The organism is Streptomyces sp. JN8 (assembly GCF_055808075.1).
Genome location: NZ_CM147852.1, coordinates 630,535 through 647,422, shown reverse-complemented (window position 1 = coordinate 647,422; position 16,888 = coordinate 630,535). Strand labels below are relative to the sequence as shown.

Annotated in this window: 11 protein-coding genes; 5 read left to right on the top strand and 6 right to left on the bottom strand. The window is 73.6% G+C overall.

Annotated elements, in window-relative coordinates:
* Positions 1 to 61 precede the first annotated feature (61 nt).
* From ACY0MR_RS03005 to ACY0MR_RS02990, 4 genes are all read left to right on the top strand, one after another.
* Positions 62 to 4,108, top strand: coding sequence for a type I polyketide synthase (locus tag ACY0MR_RS03005; protein ID WP_473561671.1), 4,047 nt, complete (start codon positions 62 to 64; stop codon positions 4,106 to 4,108).
* Positions 4,109 to 4,190: 82 nt separating this feature from the next.
* Positions 4,191 to 5,429, top strand: a complete 1,239-nt coding sequence (locus tag ACY0MR_RS03000; protein WP_473558922.1) for a cytochrome P450 family protein — start codon at positions 4,191 to 4,193, stop codon at positions 5,427 to 5,429.
* Positions 5,430 to 5,472: 43 nt separating this feature from the next.
* Positions 5,473 to 6,750 carry an activator-dependent family glycosyltransferase gene (locus ACY0MR_RS02995; protein ID WP_473558920.1) on the top strand — a complete coding sequence of 426 codons (1,278 nt, stop codon included), beginning with the start codon at positions 5,473 to 5,475 and terminating at the stop codon, positions 6,748 to 6,750.
* A 112-nt stretch (positions 6,751 to 6,862) separates the two neighbouring features.
* On the top strand, positions 6,863 to 7,609 hold the full coding sequence (locus tag ACY0MR_RS02990; RefSeq protein ID WP_473558918.1) for an SDR family oxidoreductase: 747 nt from the start codon (positions 6,863 to 6,865) through the stop codon (positions 7,607 to 7,609).
* A gap of 309 nt (positions 7,610 to 7,918) precedes the next feature.
* Here ACY0MR_RS02990 and ACY0MR_RS02985 read toward each other — a convergent pair whose 3' ends face one another.
* Positions 7,919 to 9,067 (bottom strand): AI-2E family transporter, encoded by a 1,149-nt coding sequence (locus tag ACY0MR_RS02985; protein WP_473558916.1) that lies wholly within the window; start codon positions 9,065 to 9,067, stop codon positions 7,919 to 7,921.
* Positions 9,068 to 9,431: 364 nt separating this feature from the next.
* Between ACY0MR_RS02985 and ACY0MR_RS02980 the strand changes: the two genes are divergently transcribed.
* On the top strand, positions 9,432 to 10,154 hold the full coding sequence (locus ACY0MR_RS02980) for an SDR family oxidoreductase (RefSeq protein WP_473558914.1): 723 nt from the start codon (positions 9,432 to 9,434) through the stop codon (positions 10,152 to 10,154).
* A gap of 259 nt (positions 10,155 to 10,413) precedes the next feature.
* On the opposite strand, the gene ACY0MR_RS02975 is transcribed toward ACY0MR_RS02980, so the two are convergent.
* The 5 genes from ACY0MR_RS02975 to ACY0MR_RS02955 all read right to left on the bottom strand — a co-directional run bounded on the left by ACY0MR_RS02975 (position 10,414) and on the right by ACY0MR_RS02955 (position 16,650).
* A complete protein-coding gene (locus ACY0MR_RS02975; protein ID WP_473561669.1) occupies positions 10,414 to 11,376 on the bottom strand; it encodes an endonuclease/exonuclease/phosphatase family protein in 963 nt (320 codons plus the stop codon).
* A gap of 290 nt (positions 11,377 to 11,666) precedes the next feature.
* On the bottom strand, positions 11,667 to 12,620 hold the full coding sequence (locus tag ACY0MR_RS02970; RefSeq protein ID WP_473558912.1) for a D-alanyl-D-alanine carboxypeptidase family protein: 954 nt from the start codon (positions 12,618 to 12,620) through the stop codon (positions 11,667 to 11,669).
* Positions 12,621 to 12,915: 295 nt separating this feature from the next.
* The gene (locus ACY0MR_RS02965) at positions 12,916 to 14,175 is read right to left on the bottom strand and encodes an ATP-binding protein (protein WP_403314141.1); all 1,260 of its coding nucleotides are present in this window, start codon (positions 14,173 to 14,175) and stop codon (positions 12,916 to 12,918) included.
* Positions 14,172 to 14,894, bottom strand: coding sequence for a two-component system response regulator CseB (cseB, locus tag ACY0MR_RS02960; RefSeq protein ID WP_473558909.1), 723 nt, complete (start codon positions 14,892 to 14,894; stop codon positions 14,172 to 14,174). Before cseB ends, ACY0MR_RS02965 begins: the two co-directional genes overlap by 4 nt.
* 325 nt (positions 14,895 to 15,219) lie before the next feature.
* Positions 15,220 to 16,650 (bottom strand): nucleobase:cation symporter-2 family protein, encoded by a 1,431-nt coding sequence (locus ACY0MR_RS02955; protein ID WP_388799768.1) that lies wholly within the window; start codon positions 16,648 to 16,650, stop codon positions 15,220 to 15,222.
* Between the last annotated feature and the right edge of the window lie 238 nt (positions 16,651 to 16,888).

Sequence of the window (16,888 nt, the reverse complement as noted above, 5' to 3'; positions counted from 1 at the left end):
CGAACCCCACAGACCTGACCGGGTCACGGCCCGGTGCTCAGCAAGGAGACCACTCATGGCTCTGTCCCAAGAGAAGGTACTGGAGGCACTGCGCACCTCCGTCAAGGACGCCGAACGGCTGCGCAAGCGCAACCGCGAACTCCTCGCGGCCCGTCACGAGCCCATCGCCGTCGTCGGCATGGCCTGCCGCTATCCCGGCGGGGTCCGTTCGCCTGAAGACCTCTGGGAACTCGTCGTGTCGGGTACGGACGCGGTGGGTCCCTTTCCCGAGGACCGTGGCTGGGACGTGGAGCGGATCTACGACCAGGACCCGTCCGTCCCGGGCACCACGTACTGCCGCGAGGGCGGATTCCTGTACGACGCGGGGGACTTCGACGCGGCTTTCTTCGGGATAGGGCCGCGCGAGGCCACCGTGATGGACCCCCAGCAGCGCCAGTTGCTGGAGGCGTCCTGGGAAGCCCTGGAGCAGGCGGGGCTGGACCCCCGGGCGCTCCGCGGCAGCCAGGGGGGTGTGTTCGTCGGCGCCGCGAACCAGGGCTACGTACCGGGCGACGCGGCGGCGTCGGGACGTCTGCCGGAGGGTTCCGACGGCTATCTGCTCACCGGCAACGCCGACGCCGTCCTGTCGGGCCGGATCAGCTACTTCCTGGGCCTGGAAGGCCCGTCCATGACCGTCGAGACGGCCTGCTCCTCCTCCCTGGTGGCACTACACCTGGCGGTGCAGGCGCTGCGCCGTGAGGAGTGCGAGTTCGCCCTGGCCGGAGGGGTCGCCGTGCTCGCCAACCCGGCCGCCTACGTGGAGTTCGCCCGGCAGCGGGGACTCGCCCCGGACGGGCGCTGCAAGGCGTTCGACGACGCGGCGGACGGTACGGGCTGGGCCGAGGGCGTCGGCGTCCTGGTGGTGGAGCGGCTGTCGGACGCGGTACGCAAGGGGCATCGGGTCCTCGCCGTCGTGCGGGGCACGGCGGTGAACCAGGACGGTGCCAGCAGCGGTCTGTCCGTGCCCAACGGGCCCTCCCAGCAGCGGGTCATCCGCCGCGCGCTGGCCGACGCCCGGCTGGAGGCCGGCCAGATCGACGCGGTGGAGGCGCACGGCACCGGCACTCGGCTGGGCGACCCCATCGAGGCGCAGGCCCTGCTGGACACGTACGGAGAGGAGCGGAGCCCGGAACGCCCCCTGTGGGTAGGGTCGTTGAAGTCGAACTTCGGTCACGCACAGGCGGCAGCCGGAGTCGGCGGCGTCATCAAGACGGTGATGGCGCTCCGGCACGGCGTGCTTCCCCGCACGCTCCATGTGACCAGCCCGACGCGGCACGTCGACTGGGGCGACGGACAGGTGCGGCTGCTGACCGAGCCGGTCGGCTGGCCGCGGACCGGTGCCCCCCGGCGGGCCGCAGTCTCGGCGTTCGGCGTGAGCGGCACCAACGGGCACATCATCCTGGAGGAGGCGCCGCCGCCCACCCGGCCCGAAGCGGTCCGGCAGGCCGGGGGGCGGCGGCCGGTCCTGGTCCCGTGGACGCTGTCCGGACGTACGAGGCCGGCGCTGTGCCGGCAGGCCGCGCGCCTGGCGGCGCACCTCGAACAGCACCCGGATCTCGACCCGCTGGACGTCGGGTTCTCGCTCGCCACGACGCGCACCCACTTCGAGCACCGGGCCGTGCTGCTCGCGGACGCCGCCACCGAGGGCGGCTCCCGTGACGGCGTGCTCGGGGCGTTGCGGGCGATCGCGGAGGACCGCGACCCGGGCGGGGCGGTACGGGACACCGCGCGGGGCAAAGGGCGTATCGCCTTCCTGTTCAGCGGGCAGGGCAGCCAGCGGCCCGGCATGGCGGAGCAGCTGTACGCGCAGTACCCGGCGTTCGCGCGGGAACTGGACACGATCGCGACCCATCTGGACGCCCATCTGGACCGTCCGTTGGCGACGGTGATGTTCGCGCCGGCCGGTACGGCGGAGGCCGCGCTGCTCGACGGCACGCAGTACGCCCAGGCGGCCCTGTTCGCCGTAGAAGTCGCGACGTTCAGGCTCTTCGAGGGCTGGGGGCTGCGCCCCGACGTGCTGCTGGGGCATTCCGTGGGCGAGTTGGCCGCCGCCCACGTGGCCGGGGTGTTCGGGCCGGCGGACGCCTGCGCGCTGGTCGCCGCACGCGGCCGGCTCATGCAGGAGCTGCCGGCCGGCGGCGCGATGCTCTCGGTCCGTGCCGCCGAGCACGAGGTGCGGGAGCTGATCGCCGGGCAGGAGGACCGCATCGCGGTGGCGGCCGTCAACGGGCCCCGCTCCGTGGTCGTATCCGGGGACGAGGACGCGGTCTCGGCGCTCGCCGAGGAGCTGACCGAATACGGCGTGCGGACCAGGCGCCTGAACGTCAGCCACGCCTTCCACTCCCCGCGTCTGGACTCCATGCTGGAGGAGTTCCGCCGGGTCGCGGAGACGGTCGAGTACCGCGAGCCGACGCTCGACGTGATCAGCGGCCTGACCGGCCGCCCGGCCGACGCCGGGGAACTCGCCACCGCCGACTACTGGGTCCGGCAGGCGAGGGAGACCGTCCGGTTCCACGACGGGGTGCGCGCCGCGCACGCGCGCGGCGTCAGCACCTTCGTGGAGCTGGGGCCGGACGGCGTGCTCTGCGGCCTGGCCATGGAGACCCTGGCGGAGGAGACCGACGGGGACGAGGACGCCGAGACGCCCGGCCGGGCGCGGGCCGCGCTGGTGCCCGTGATGCGTCGGGAGCGCCCGGAGGGCAGTACCCTCCTGACGGCGCTCGCCACGGCCCACGCGCGCGGGGCGGAGGTGGACTGGTCCCGGTTCTACGCCGACACCGGCGCCCGCCACACCACACTGCCCACCTATGCCTTCCAGCGCCAGCGGTTCTGGCTGGAGGCAGCGGCCCCCGCCGCGCCCGCGGCGGGCCAGGCGGGCGGCCCGGCCGACACGGAGGAGAGCACCGGTCCGGCCGCCCGGCCCACGCTGACGGAACAGGATTTCCTCCTGCTCGTGCGGACGGAAGCGGCGGCCGCACTCGGCCACGCCGAACTGGAGGACGTACCGGCCGACAGCCTCTTCGGCGACATCGGCTTCGACTCGCTCGCGGCCATCGAACTGGGCGCCGCCCTGACCGGCGCCACCGGGCTGGAAGTGCCGTCGTCCCTCGTCCTCGAACACCCCACGCCCAGGGAGCTGGCCGCGCACCTGGCAGCCGCCCGGACGGCCGCCGACAGCGACGACACGTCCGCCGAAGGCCCGGACACGGCCGGTGAGAGCAGCCTGTCGGCGATGTACCGGCGGGCCGTGCGGCTCGGCCGGGCCGAGCCGTTCATCGGCACACTCGCCGAACTCGCAGCCTTCCGGCCCGCCTTCCCCGCCGATCACACCCTCGCGGACGGCGAGACCGTCGGACAGGCGGCCGCCGCGTGGCAGCCGGCTCCGGTGCGCCTGGCCACCGCGGACGGTGAGGGACCGGAGCTGATCTGCTGCGCGGGTACGGCGGTGGCGTCGGGCCCGGAGGAGTTCACCGCACTGGCCGCGGCCCTGGGCGACCGGCTGACCGTGTCGGCACTGCGCCAGCCCGGCTTCCGCGCGGACGAGCTGCTGCCCGGCTCCCTGGACGGGCTGCTCGACGCGCAGGCGGACGCGGTGCTGCGGCACACGGGTGACAGGCCCTACGCCCTCCTCGGCCACTCGGCGGGCGGGGCGCTGGCGCACGCGCTGGCCTGCCGACTGGAGGAGCTCGGCGCGGGTCCCGCGGCGCTGGTCCTGGCCGACGTCTATCTCCCCAGCTCGCCGGGGGCGATGGGGGTGTGGCGCAACGAGATGCTCGACTGGGTCATGCGGCGTTCCGTGGTGTCCATCGACGATGCCCGGCTGACGGCCATGGGCGCCTACAACCAGATGCTCCTGGAGTGGGCACCGCGGCCCACGAAGGCGCCGGTCCTGTTCCTGCGCGCGACGGAGCCGGTGATGCCGTGGTCCGGAGAACCGGAGAGCTGGCGGGCGCACTGGGACGGCGGCGACCACACCGCCGTCGACGTGCCCGGCACCCACCTGACGCTGATGACCGAGCACGCCCGCCACCTCGCGGCGACCCTCCACACCTGGCTCGACACCCTGTGAACCACGCCCGGGGCGACTTCGCCGGGCGTAGGACTGCCGCCTCCCCCGACTTCCGTACACCGCGACAGCTTGGAGGACTCCCGTGACAACGCAGTGGACCACCCCGTCCGCACTCGGCCGCAGACTGCAACGCACCTACGTGGGGCACTGGTTCGCAGGAACGCAGGGAGACCCCTACGCGCTGATCCTGCGCGCCCAGCGGGACGACACCACCCCCTACGAGGACGACGTCCGCGCACGCGGACCGGTGTTCCACAGCGAGGTGCTCGACACCTGGGTGATCACGGACGGCGCTCTCGCCCGGTCCGTCCTGACCGACGCCCGCTTCGGCGGGCTGACGCGCGCGGGAGGACGGTATCGCGCGGACCTTCTCCCTCCGGCGGGCCCCGAGGTCGGTCCGGCCCGCGCAGGGGTGCGCGGCGGCGTGCAGGCCGACGCCGATCCGGCGGTGTCGGCGCAGGACGAGGTGGTGGTGGAGGCCCTCGCCGAGCAGCTCTCACGCACCCTCCTGGGCGGACTCGGCGACGACTTCGACCTCGTCGCCGCCTTCGCGCGACGCCTGCCGGCACAGGTCCTGGCCGAATTCCTCGGGCTGCCCGCAGCCGCGCGCAGCCGGTTCGAGGAACTGCTGGCCGGCTGCGCCCACAGCCTCGACAGCCGGCTCTGTCCGCAGACGCTCGACATCACACGCACCGGCCTGGGAGCGGCGGCCGAGCTCCGGGAACTGCTCGCGCGCCACCTCGGCGAGAGCGGACCACACTCCGCTCAAGCGGCAGTCTCCCTGGCAGTCGAGGTGGCCGCACCCGCCGGCGCGCTCATCTGCAACGCGGTCGAGGCGCTGAGCAGCTCTCCCGGGCAGTGGAACGCCCTCCGCGAGAACCCGGAGAAGGCCGACGCCGTCGTGGCGGAGACCTGGTGGCGACAACCGCCGGTGCGGGTGGAGAGCCGGATCGCGCAGGAGGACGTCGACGTGGCCGGAGTGCCCATCCCCGCGGACGGGCACGTGGCGATCCTCGTCGCCGCCGCCCAGCGCGACCCGGCGATCACCCCGGCCCCGACGAAGGACGACACCGGCGCCCCCGGACAGGGCGACGGAGGCGTGCCCCTGGGGCTCGTCGGCGACGCGCACTCCACCTCCGCCGCCCGGACGGTCCGCGCCCTCTCCCGCGGTGCGCTGCGAGCGCTCGCGCGGGAGGCACCGGGCCTGCGGCCGAACGGGACCCCGGTGCGCCTCAGGCGGGCACCCGTCACGCTCGGCCACGCCCGCCTCCCCGTCGCCCGGACGGGCCGGGGGACACCGACCGAGGCGGGTGCGGCATGAGCACCCGCGACGACCACCGCCTGCCGAACGGGGAGACGAGCCGATGCGCGTCCTGATGACGTCGATCGCCCACAACACGCACTACTACCACCTGGTGCCGCTGGCCTGGGCCCTGAAGGCCGCGGGCCACGAGGTGCGCGTCGCCGGCCAGCCCCGCGTCACCGACATCATCACCGGGTCGGGACTCACCGCCGTGCCGGTCGGTGACGACGAGGACATGATGGAGCTGTTCGCCGAGATCGGCGGAGACATCACCCCCTATCAGGAGGGACTGGACTTCGCCGAGGAGCGGCCCGAGGCACGGTCCTGGGAACATCTGCTCGGACAGCAGACCGTTCTGACCTCGCTGTGCTTCGCACCGCTCAACGGCGACTCGACGATGGACGACATCGTCGCGCTGGCCCGCTCCTGGCAGCCGGACCTGGTGATCTGGGAACCCTTCACCTTCGCCGGAGCGGTCGCCGCCCACGCCGTGGGCGCGGCGCACGCCCGCATCCTGTGGGGTCCCGACGTCATCGGCCGGGCCCGGGAACGGTTCGTGGAGGCCAAGGCACAGCAGGCTCCCGAACACCGGGAGGACCCGATGGCCGAGTGGCTCGGCTGGACCCTGGAGAGGCTGGGCCTCCCGGCCGCCGGAGACGGGATGGAGGAGTTGCTGAACGGCCAGTGGGTCATCGACCCGGGCCCGGATAGCGTCCGGCTCGACCTTCGCGAGCCGATCCTGCCCATGCGTTTCGTTCCCTACAACGGCCCTGCCGTCGTACCCGGATGGCTGTCCGAGAAGCCGAAGCGACCGCGCGTCTGCCTCACCCAGGGAGTGTCGGGACGCGAGACCCACGGCAAGGACGCCGTCCGCTTCCAGGACCTGCTCGCGGCGCTGGGCGACCTCGACATCGAGATCGTCGCCACGTTGGACAGCACCCAGCGGGAGAACCTGACGGAGGTCCCCGACAACGTCCGGATCGTCGACTTCGTCTCGATGGACGTGCTGCTGCCGAGTTGCGCCATGATCATCTACCACGGTGGCGCCGGCACCTCGGCGACGGCCCTCCTGCACGGCGTTCCGCAGGTCGTCATCGGAGCGCACTGGGACGTGCCGGTCAGGGCACGGCAGCTCGACGACCTGGGCGCCGGCATCTTCATCCGGCCCGAGGACCTCGACGCCGCCACACTGCGCGCGGCGGTTCAGCGCGTGCTCACCGAGCCTTCCCTCCAGCAGGCCGCGGACCGGCTGAGGGCCGAGATGCGCTCCAACCCCACGCCGGCCGAGACGGTCACGGTGCTGGAGCGGCTCTCCCGGAGCCACCGACAGCCCCGCTGACCACACGCGGTACACGGTGCGGGCCCACGTGCCGGGGGCTCCACCGTCGCCGGCGGTCGTCGGATCGCCGTCCGGCCATGTCCCGGCACCCAAGGACGGAGTAGAACAGAACATGGAATTCGAAGGTCAGGTCGCGCTCGTCACCGGGGCCGGCAGGGGGATCGGCCGTGCGACGGTCATCCGCCTCGCGGAGGCCGGATGTGACATCGCCCTCCACTACAACCGAGCGAAGGCGCAGGCCGAGGAAGCCGCCGAGCGCATCGCCGCACTGGGCCGCAAGGTCGAACTGTTCCCGGGCGACCTCTCCCGCCCCGAGACCGGGCGACAGCTCGTGGCCGCGGTGCAGCAGAAGTTCGACCGGATCGACATCCTGGTGAACAGCGCGGGCATCACACGGGACAAACTCCTGCTGTCCATGGAGACGGACGACATCCACCAGGTCATCGCCACCAACCTCGTCGGCCCGATGTTCCTCACCCAGGCGGTCGCGCTCACCATGCTGCGTCAACGCTCCGGGCGCATCGTCAACATCTCCTCCGCCGCCGCGAGCAGGCCCGGAAAGGGCCAGTCCAACTACGCCGCGTCCAAGGCCGGCCTGGAGGCCTTCACCAGGGCCATGGCGGTGGAACTCGGATCCCGCGGAATCCTCGTCAACGCGGTCGCTCCCGGCATCGTCAAGACCGACCTGACCGAGGCTCTCCGCGAGGGGGCGGAGCCCGAACTCCTGGCCCGGCAGGTGATCGGTTCCTTCGCCGAACCCGCGGCGGTGGCGGAGGCGGTGGCCTACTTGGCGAGCCCGCGCAACACGCACACGACGGGCACGGTCCTCACCGTCGACGGCGGGCTCAAGATGGTGTGAAGCCCGCCGCGCATCAGACAGCCGGTCGATCCGGCGGAGGCGGAGACCCGCGCACCGCGGGCGCGCGTGGGGGCGCCCGCGGTGCGCGAAGGCCGCCACTGGCTCGCGTCTCCAGAAAGAAGCCCGATTCTCCAGCGGGCGACCGTGGTCAGAGCGTTGGACCGCCCTGCTCCGCACGTCGAGCCCCACCGTGGCAGCGGCGGACGTGCCCACCGCGGCGGCCGGCGCCGCGGGGTTGCCGCCGCGGCACCGGCCGACGCGCGCTGGTCGCACGGAGTGAGCCCGCGGGAGCGGAGGGCGCCGGTTCGCTCAGGAAGCCGGGATCTCCGCCGGGACGACGGACTCGGGGGCGCCGTCGGGGCCGGGCGTCGTGCCACCGTCGGCGTCGAGCTGCGGCGGATCGGAGAGCTGCTCGCGCACGTACCCCCACACCACGGCGACGAGGGCGGCGACGGGCACGGCGAGGAGGCTGCCGACGATGCCGGCCAGGCTGCCGCCGAGGGTGACGGCGAGCAGGACGACGGCGGCGTGCAGTCCGAGTCCGCGGCTCTGGATCATGGGCTGGAAGACGTTCCCCTCCAGCTGCTGCACCACCACGATGATCGCGAGCACGATCAGGGCGTCGGTCAGGCCGTTGGAGACCAGGGCGATGAGCACGGCGACGAATCCGGCGAACAGCGCGCCGATGATCGGCACGAAGGCGCTGACGAAGGTGAGTACGGCGAGCGGCAGGACGAGCGGGACGCCGAGGATCCACAGGCCGATGCCGATGAGGACGGCGTCGAGGAGGCCCACCGCGGCCTGGGAGCGGACGAAGGCGCCGAGGGTGTCCCAGCCGCGTTCGGCGATCGTGGTGGCGTCGGTCGCGAGGCGGCCGGGGAGCTGACGGGCGAGCCAGGGCAGGAAGCGCGGCCCGTCCTTGAGGAAGAAGAACATCAGGAAGAGCGCGAGCACGGCCGTGACGACCCCGTTCACGACCGTGCCGACGCCGGTGGCGAGGGTGGTCAGCAGGGATCCGACGCTGTTCTGGAGGCGGTCGGTCGCGGTGTCCAGGGCGCCGGTGATCTGGTCGTCGCCGATGTTCAGGGGCGGACCCGCGGTCCACTCGCGGAGACGCTGGATGCCCTCGACGACACCGTCGGCCAGTTCGCCGGACTGCGAGGCGACGGGCACGGCGATGAGTGCGACGGTGCCGGCGGTGACGGCGAGGAAGAGGACGGTGACCACCGAGGCGGCGAGCGCCGGCGGCCAGCCGAGACGGCGCAGCAAGCGGGCGAAGGGCCAGGTCAGCGTGGTGATCAGGAGGCCGATGACGAGCGGCCACACGATCGACCACATCCGGCCGAGCAGCCAGACCACCGCCGCCGTGCCCAAGAGCACCAGCAGAAGCTCCGTCGATATGCGGGCCGAGGCCCGCAGCGCGGCACGTGTTCTCGCAGGACTGAGAGAGGCAGACATGGCGATCACCCTAGAGCGGCCGGGGCGGCCCGCTGCCCCCGTGCCCCGATCCTTCGCGCCGGGGGGACGCGCATCGGGGGATCCGACGCCGTTTCAGCGCCTGCGTGGACGGGGCGGGTCGGGCGTCGATCCCATCCCCTGCCTCCGGCTCCACGGCGGGACGTCATCGAGCTGGAGGCGCGTCGGGCGACGCAGGGGTGCCGAGCCGCCCGAGCCCCGACGCCCCTGGGATCGACCCGACCGCTGCCGGCGGTGGGCCGGTCTCGGCCTGGCGGCCGTGGCGGCTGCTCGTGGTGCCCGCCGCTCCACGGCGTGATGTGCTGGGGGAGGAACGAACCGATGGTCACGGATCTCGGAGGCATGCATGACCAAGCCACTGGTCGTCCTCACCGGTGCCAGCTCGGGGATCGGCGCTGCCACGGCCCGTCTGCTGTCCGCTCAGGGGCACCCGCTTCTGCTGCTCGCCCGGCGGCTGGAGCGGCTGGAGGCCCTGGATCTGCCGCTGGCCCTGTGCCGGAAGGTCGATGTCACCGAACGCCCCGCTGTGGAGGATGCCGTACGCGAGGCGGAGGAACGGTTCGGTCCCGCGGACGCGCTCGTCAACAACGCCGGGGCCATGCTGCTGGGCCGCGTCGCCGATCAGCCGGTCGAGGAGTGGGACCGGATGATCGACCTCAACATCAAAGGAGTGCTGTACGGCACGCGCGCGGTGTTGCCGGGGATGCTGGCCCGGCGTTCCGGGACGATCATCAATGTCAGTTCCGTCGCCGGGCGTAAAACCTTCCCGAACCACGCGGCCTACGTCGCGACGAAGTTCGCCGTACACGCCCTGTCGGAGAACCTGCGGGAGGAAGTGGCGGCGTCGGGCGTGCGGGTCGTGACGATCGCACCCGGCGCGGTGGAGACCGAACTGCTCTCCCACACCAGCAGCGAGCAGATCAAGAGCGACTACCAGGCGTGGAAGGAGTCCGCCGGAGGCGCGCTCGACCCCGAGGTCGTGGCCGAGGCCATCCACTACGCCTACCGCCAGCCACCGAAAGTCACCATTCGAGAGATCGTCCTCGCCGCCACCGGCCAGGAGGCCTGAACGGTTCCGCTCTGTCTCCCCGCGGCGGCATGCGGCGGCCTTCCAAGGTCCTGTCAGAAGGGCGATGCCTCCCCTTCACCTCGACAGGATCACTCCTCATGACGTACCCGAGCGTGGGCGTCGGGGCCCGCACCCCTGCCGGCCGCGCCGGTCCTCGACCGTACGGCGACGTGGAGAGCCGCGCCCACGCCTTCGCACGTTCTCGTTCGCCGGCGCGCAGAGGTCCCCCGGTGTCCCCCCCCCGACCACCCACCCCTCGTCAGGGGGCGGGGTCAGGGGCGAGGTGGATCCGGGCCGCTACCGGGAGGTGGTCGCTGGCCGTCGCGGGGAGGGTCCATGCCGAGGCGGCCCGCACGCCCCCGAGAAGGATCTGGTCGATCCGGACGACCGGCAGGCGCGCCGGCCAGGTGAAGCCGAAGCCCGCGCCCGCCGCGGCCTGTGCGGAGACGAGTCGGTCGGTGAGGGGGCGCAGTGCGCGGTCGTCCGTGGAGCCGTTGAGGTCGCCCAGGAGGACGACGCGCCGGACGGGCTCGGCCCGCACCTTTGCCGCCAGCAGCCTTAGCGCCTCGTCGCGCGCCCCGGCGGTGAATCCGCCCGGGCCCACGCGGACGGACGGCAGATGGGCGACATAGACCGCCAGCGGCCCGCCGGGCGCGTCCACTGTGGCCCGCATCGCCCGCGTCCACGGCATGATCGGCACAGCCCGCGCGTCGCTCAGCGGATGCACGCTCCACAAGCCCACCGTGCCCTCGTAGAAGTGGTACGGGTACGACTCCGCCAGGGCCCGCTCGTACGCGGGCGCCGTGGCCGGGCTCAGCTCCTCCAACGCCAGTACGTCCGCCCCGGCGGCGAGCAGGCTCCGTACCGTTCCGGCGGGGTCGGGGTTGGCCTGCTCGACGTTGTGACTGACCAGCGTGAGGTCCCCGCCGGGCGTCGTCTTGTCGGCCAGCGCTCCGCCGAAGGCCGTCAGCCAGGCCACGGCCGGCACCACCAGGGCCACCGCCGCCGCCACCCGCGCGCGCCGCAGCAGGGCCGCGGTCACTAGCACGGGCACGGCCAGCGCGCTCCAGGGCAGCAGGGTCTCGGCCAGACTGCTCAGCCGTCCGGGCAGTCCGGGGAGCCGCCCGTGCCCCGCGACGCTCACCGCGAGGAGGACGGAACAGCCCGTGACCGCCGCCCCCCGGCGTCGCCACCACCGGCGGCGCGGACCGGTGTCCCCCACGCCGACCGCGGCTCCGGGAGCGGGGTGCCTGCCGTCCGCCGTGCCGTCCGCAGCCGGGGAGCGGACGGTCTGTTCCGCGGTGCCGTCCGCCGCCGTGGAGGAGGGGGCGCTCTCCGCCGCCCCGCTGTCCGGCGCCTCGGGGGAGGGGACGGTCTGTGCCGCCCTGCCGTCCGCCGCCGTGGAGTGGGGGACAGTCTGTGCCGCCCCGCTGTCCGGCGCCGCGGAAGAGGGGACGGTCTCCGCCGCCCCGCCGTCCGCCGCCGCGACCGGATCCCGGCGTGTCGTCGCCGTCATCGTTCCCCGCCCTCGGTTCCGGCGGCGGCCAGCCGCTCGCGGACGGCGGTGAGCAGGCCGCGGGCCGCGTCGACCGCGGCCCGGAGTCCCTCGGCGGGCGTCGTGTTCGCCCGCTGGTGCAGGACGGCGCCCACCAGCAGCCGGGGCTCGCCGCCCACGCGCACCTCGTAGGCCCACATGAGGTTCCCGCCCGCCGGGGTGCTGGAGCCCGTCTTCACACCGAGGACGCCCGGGGTGTCCAGCAGAGGATTGGTGTTGGTGATCGTCCCGAGGCCCGGGACGGTGGTCTCGCGGGTGGCGACGACCGCCCGGAAGACAGGGTCCTCCAGCGCGGCCCGCGTCAGCCGCACCTGGTCGGCCGCGGTGCTCGTGGTCGTCGGCTCGATGCCGCTCGCCCCCGTGTAGACCGTGTCCTTCATACCGAGCCGTACGGCGGCGCGCCGCATCTTCGTCACGAAGGCCGCCTGGCTGCCGGAGTCCCAGCGGGCCAGCAGACGGGCGACGTTGTTGCCGGAGGGGATGAGGAGCAGTTCCAGGAGCCGGCGCTGGGAGTGGCGTTCGCCGGACCGTACCGGAACGGTCGACTCGCCGCCGACCCCCGCCTCGTGCGCGGCCGTCCGGTCCACTTCGATCAGGGGGCCGTCCTCGTCGGGCCTCAGCGGATGCTCCTCGAGGATGACGTAGGCGGTCATCACCTTCGTCAGGCTCGCGATCGGTACGGGCCGCCGCCCGCCCCGCTCGCCCAGCGAGCCGGTCCCTTCGAGCTCGACGGCGCTCTGGCCGTCCTGCGGCCAGGGGAGCGGTCCGATGTCGGAGACCGGCAGTCGCTCGCCTCCGGTCGCCGGAGGCGCGCCGGAGGGCGAGGCGACGGCGATGCCCAGGGCCGTCAGCAGGGCCACGGACAGGGCACCGCCGACGAGGCGGTGACGGGGGGTGCGGGGCAGGGACACGGGCCGCCTCCAGGGGCTGCGGTACGGGATCGGTACGGCAGCAAGACTCCGGGGGCTAGGTCTCCGCCCTACGGTCGGGAGAGCGCGGCCCGCGCTCGGGAACCCATCGGTCGTGTATCGGCGGGGCGGCGGGCGGCCGCGCGCCGACCGGCGAATCCGACGCATCGCCGGGCGGGGCGGGGCGGCGGGACCGGCCGCCGCGCGACGCGGACGGGCACCTGAGGGGCGGGGCGTACCGACAGACGACGGTTCTGGGTCGGGGAGGCCCCCGGGCCGTCCCGGGGACCGGTCCGGTTCACGCCTCGGACGTCTGCCCGTCCTGGGGCAGGCTCAGGGTCGCGACCGCTCCTCCGTCCCGGGCGTTGGCGAAGGCCAGGGTCGCGCCGATCACCCTCGCCTGGCCGGACGCGATCGTCAGGCCAAGGCCGTGCCCGTGCCCCCGTTCGGCCGAGCCCGTGCGGAACCGCTGGGGGCCGTGGGACAGCAGGTCGGCGGGGAAGCCGGGGCCGTGGTCCCGGACGGTCACGGTCCGGCCGGCGACCGTGACCTCCACCCGGCCCGCGCCGTGCCGGTGGGCGTTGACGACGAGGTTGGAGACGATGCGGTCCAGGCGCCGGGGGTCCGACTCGACCACCGCCGCCCCCTGTGGCGTCACCTGCGCCGCGAGGCCCGTCCGCGCCACCGAGTCCCGGACGAGGGCGGCCAGGTCGACCGGTCCCTGCTGGGCCGTCTCGGCGCCCGCGTCGAGCCGGGAGACCTCCAGGAGGTCCTCCACCAGGTCGCGCAGCACCCGTACCCGGCTCTGGACCATGTCCGTCACCTCGCCCTCGGGCAGCAGTTCCGCCGAGGTGACCAGGCCCATCAGCGGGGTGCGCAGCTCGTGTGCGACGTCGGCGGTGAAGCGCTGCTCGGTGTCGATCCGCTGCTGGAGGCTGTCGGCCATCGAGTCGACCACGGCCGAGATCTCGGCGACCTCGTCGCCTCCGCGGACCGTTCCCGTCCGGGCGTCGAGGTCGCCCGCCGTGATGCGCCGGGCCGTGCGGGCGACCCGGCGCAGCCGCCGGGCGGGGAGTTCCGTCGCCAGGGCCGTGGCGGGGACGACGACGCCCAGGGTGAGCAGCGAGTACTTCCACATGTGGCGGTCCAGGGCCTGCCGGGTCAGCAGGTCGGCGGTCATGTCGACCTCGACCGCGTACAGTTTCCCGCCCTCCCGGCGGGCCGCCCAGAAGACGGGGGCCGGGGGCCCGTCCTCGTAGAGGGTGGCCTCGCCGCCGTGCTCGATCTGCCTCAGCAGGGCCTCGGGCAGTTCCTCGGGGGACACCCGGGGCCCTTCCTCACCTGCTGCGTCGGCGTCCTCCAAGGCCGTTGCCAGCACCACCTGGGCCCTGCCCGCGCCCTCGTGCAGGGAGCGCCGCAGCACGGAGTCGTGCACCAGCACGCCGACCGTCAGCGCCATCGAGGCACAGGCGAGCGCCACCAGGAGGACGATCTTCCAGCGCAGTGAGCGGGAGCGCGGTACCAGGCCCGTGACCGCTCCCCGGGGGGCCCGGCTCACCGCTTCCACTTGTAGCCGAAGCCGCGGACCGTCTCGACGCGCTCGGCGCCGATCTTCTTGCGCAGCCGCTGCACGCACAGGTCGACTACCCGGGTGTCCCCGTCCCAGCCGTAGTCCCACACCTCGCGCAGGAGGGTCTGACGGTCCAGCACGATCCCGGGGTGCGCGGCGAACTGGAGCAGCAGCCGCAGTTCGGTCGGGGCGAGCGCGATCCGCTCGCCGCCCCGGCGGACCTCCAGGGCCGCGGGGTCGAGGGAGAGGTCGCCGAAGAGCAGCGGGCCGGCCGGCGTCGCGGGGTCGGCGGGTTCGGGTGCGGGGGACACGAAGGCGGCCCGGCGCAGCAGCGAACGGATGCGCGCCACCAGGACGGCGGTGTCGACGGGCTTCACCACGTAGTCGTCGGCCCCGGCCTCCAGGCCGGACACCACGTCGAGGGCGTCACCGCGCGCCGACATCATCAGGATCGGGTCCGTGGCCGTCTCCCGGATGCGCCGGCACAGTCCGATGCCGTCCAGGCCCGGCAGCATCACGTCGAGCAGCACCAGGTCGTGCCGTCCCTCCCGGAAGAGTTCGAGCCCGCTCAGTCCGTCGGCCGCGACGCGCACGCGGTAGCCGTAGCGCTCCAGGGACATCGCGACGGACCGCCGGATCACCTCGTCGTCCTCGACCAGCAGGACGGTCACGGTCGCAGGCGCGGGCGCCGACACGGAATCAGACATGTCCATCTCTCGGGCACGGGGCGGGGCGGGCCCTCCATCATGCCTCACTCCCGCGCCATCCCCGGCGCCGCCGGAGAGCCGTCGGCACGTCTCTGAGCTGGGCTGATACCTGTCTGATACACCACGGCGCGGTGACCGACACACACCCGAGCGGGGACGGACACGGAGGCGGCGCCGGACACCGGATGGCGCGGGTGCCGCTCCGGCGGCCACCAAGGCCCGTACGAGCGACGCCGTCCGGAGCACACGCCCACGGAGCACGGGCGCCCGCCCCGCCCGGTCCAGGGGCGGTGAGGCGGGCGCCCGCGAGGGCTCGGGGCGGGTGTCAGTGGTGTGCGGCAGGTGCGGGCAGCGTCTCCGGAGCGGGGTCGGTCCTGCGGCCGAGGTGATTGAAGGCGAGGTTGAGGAGGACGGCGACCACGCATCCGGTGCTGATGCCCGAGTCGAGGACGATGCGGGCGCCTTCGGGGAAGGCGTGGTAGAAGTCCGGGGCGGCGATGGGGATGATGCCGGCGCCCAGGGAGATGGCGACGATGAGGACGTTGTCTCCGCGTTCGAGGGCGGCTCCGGCGAGGGTCTGGATGCCGCTGGCGGCGACGGTGCCGAAGAGGGCGATGCCCACTCCGCCGAGGACGGGCTGGGGGATGAGCGCGACGACGGAGGCGAGCAGCGGGCAGAGGCCGAGCAGGAGGAGGATGCCGCCGGCCGCGGCGACGACGAAGCGGCTGCGGACCTTGGTGATCGCGACGAGGCCGACGTTCTGGGCGAAGGCGCTGGCGGCGAAGCCGTTGAAGAGCGGGCTGAGGGCGGTGCCGAGGCCGTCGGCGCGGAGCGCGGCGGCCAGGGTCTTCTCGTCGGCCGGCCGCTCGACGATCTCACCGAGGGCGAGGACGTCGGCGGTGGACTCGGTCATCGACACGAGCATCACGATGCACATGGAGATGATCGCCGCGGCCGCGAACTGCGGAGCGCCGAAGTGGAACGGGGTGGGGAGTCCGATGACGTCGGCGTCGCCGACGGCGCTGAAGTCGGCGACGCCCAGCGGCAGGGAGAGGAGCGTGCCGGCGACGAGGCCCAGCAGGATGGAGATCTGCTTGAGGAAGCCCGTCAGGACGCGGCGCAGGACCACGGTGATCAGCAGGGTGGCGGTGGCGAGGCCGATGTACGTGAGGCTGCCGTAGTCCGGTGCCTGCGCGTTGCCGCCCTGGGCCCAGTTGAACGCGACGGGCAGCAGGGAGACACCGATGAGGGTGATGACCGTGCCCGTGACGACGGGCGGGAAGAAGCGGATCAGTTTGCAGAAGAAGGGGGCGAGGAGGAATCCGAAGACGCCGGCGACGATCACGGCGCCGTAGATGACGGGCAGCGCGTCCTCGGGGCCTTCGGCCTTCGCTATCGCGAGCATCGGTGCGACGCCGGCGAAGGAGACGCCGTTGACGAACGGGAGCCGCGCTCCGACCTTCCAGAAGCCGAGCGTCTGCAGGAGCGTGGCGATGCCCGAGGTGAACAGGCTGGCGCTCATGAGGAACGCGATGTCCGCGGTGGACAGGCCGACGCCGATGCCGACGACCAGCGGCGGCGCGACGACGCCGGCGTACATGGCGGCGACGTGCTGCAGACCGGCGCTGAAGAGCTTCAGCGGGGGCAGCATCTGGTCGACCGGATGGGTGTCGCCCGGTCTTGCGGGGGTGTCGGGACGAGCGTCGGTTCCGTCCTCGGTCTTCGTCGGTTCCGGGGCGGGGCGGGATTCCGGCATGGCGTGTCTCCTGGCCGCGGGCGGTCTCGTGGGAGCGCGGGCAGCCCTGTGGGAGAGCCGGCGTCGCTGACGCACGGCTCTGCGGATGGGGGTGGTGACGGGGTGCGGAGGATGCGGCACCGGGCGTGGGCCGGGAGGCCGTCGTGCCTGGGTGCCGCGGCCGGAGAGCGGGGAGTGGGGCGCCGGAGAACGGGCGGGAGGGATTCGTGTCCCGGTGTTCCCGCGGTCCTCCGGCCGG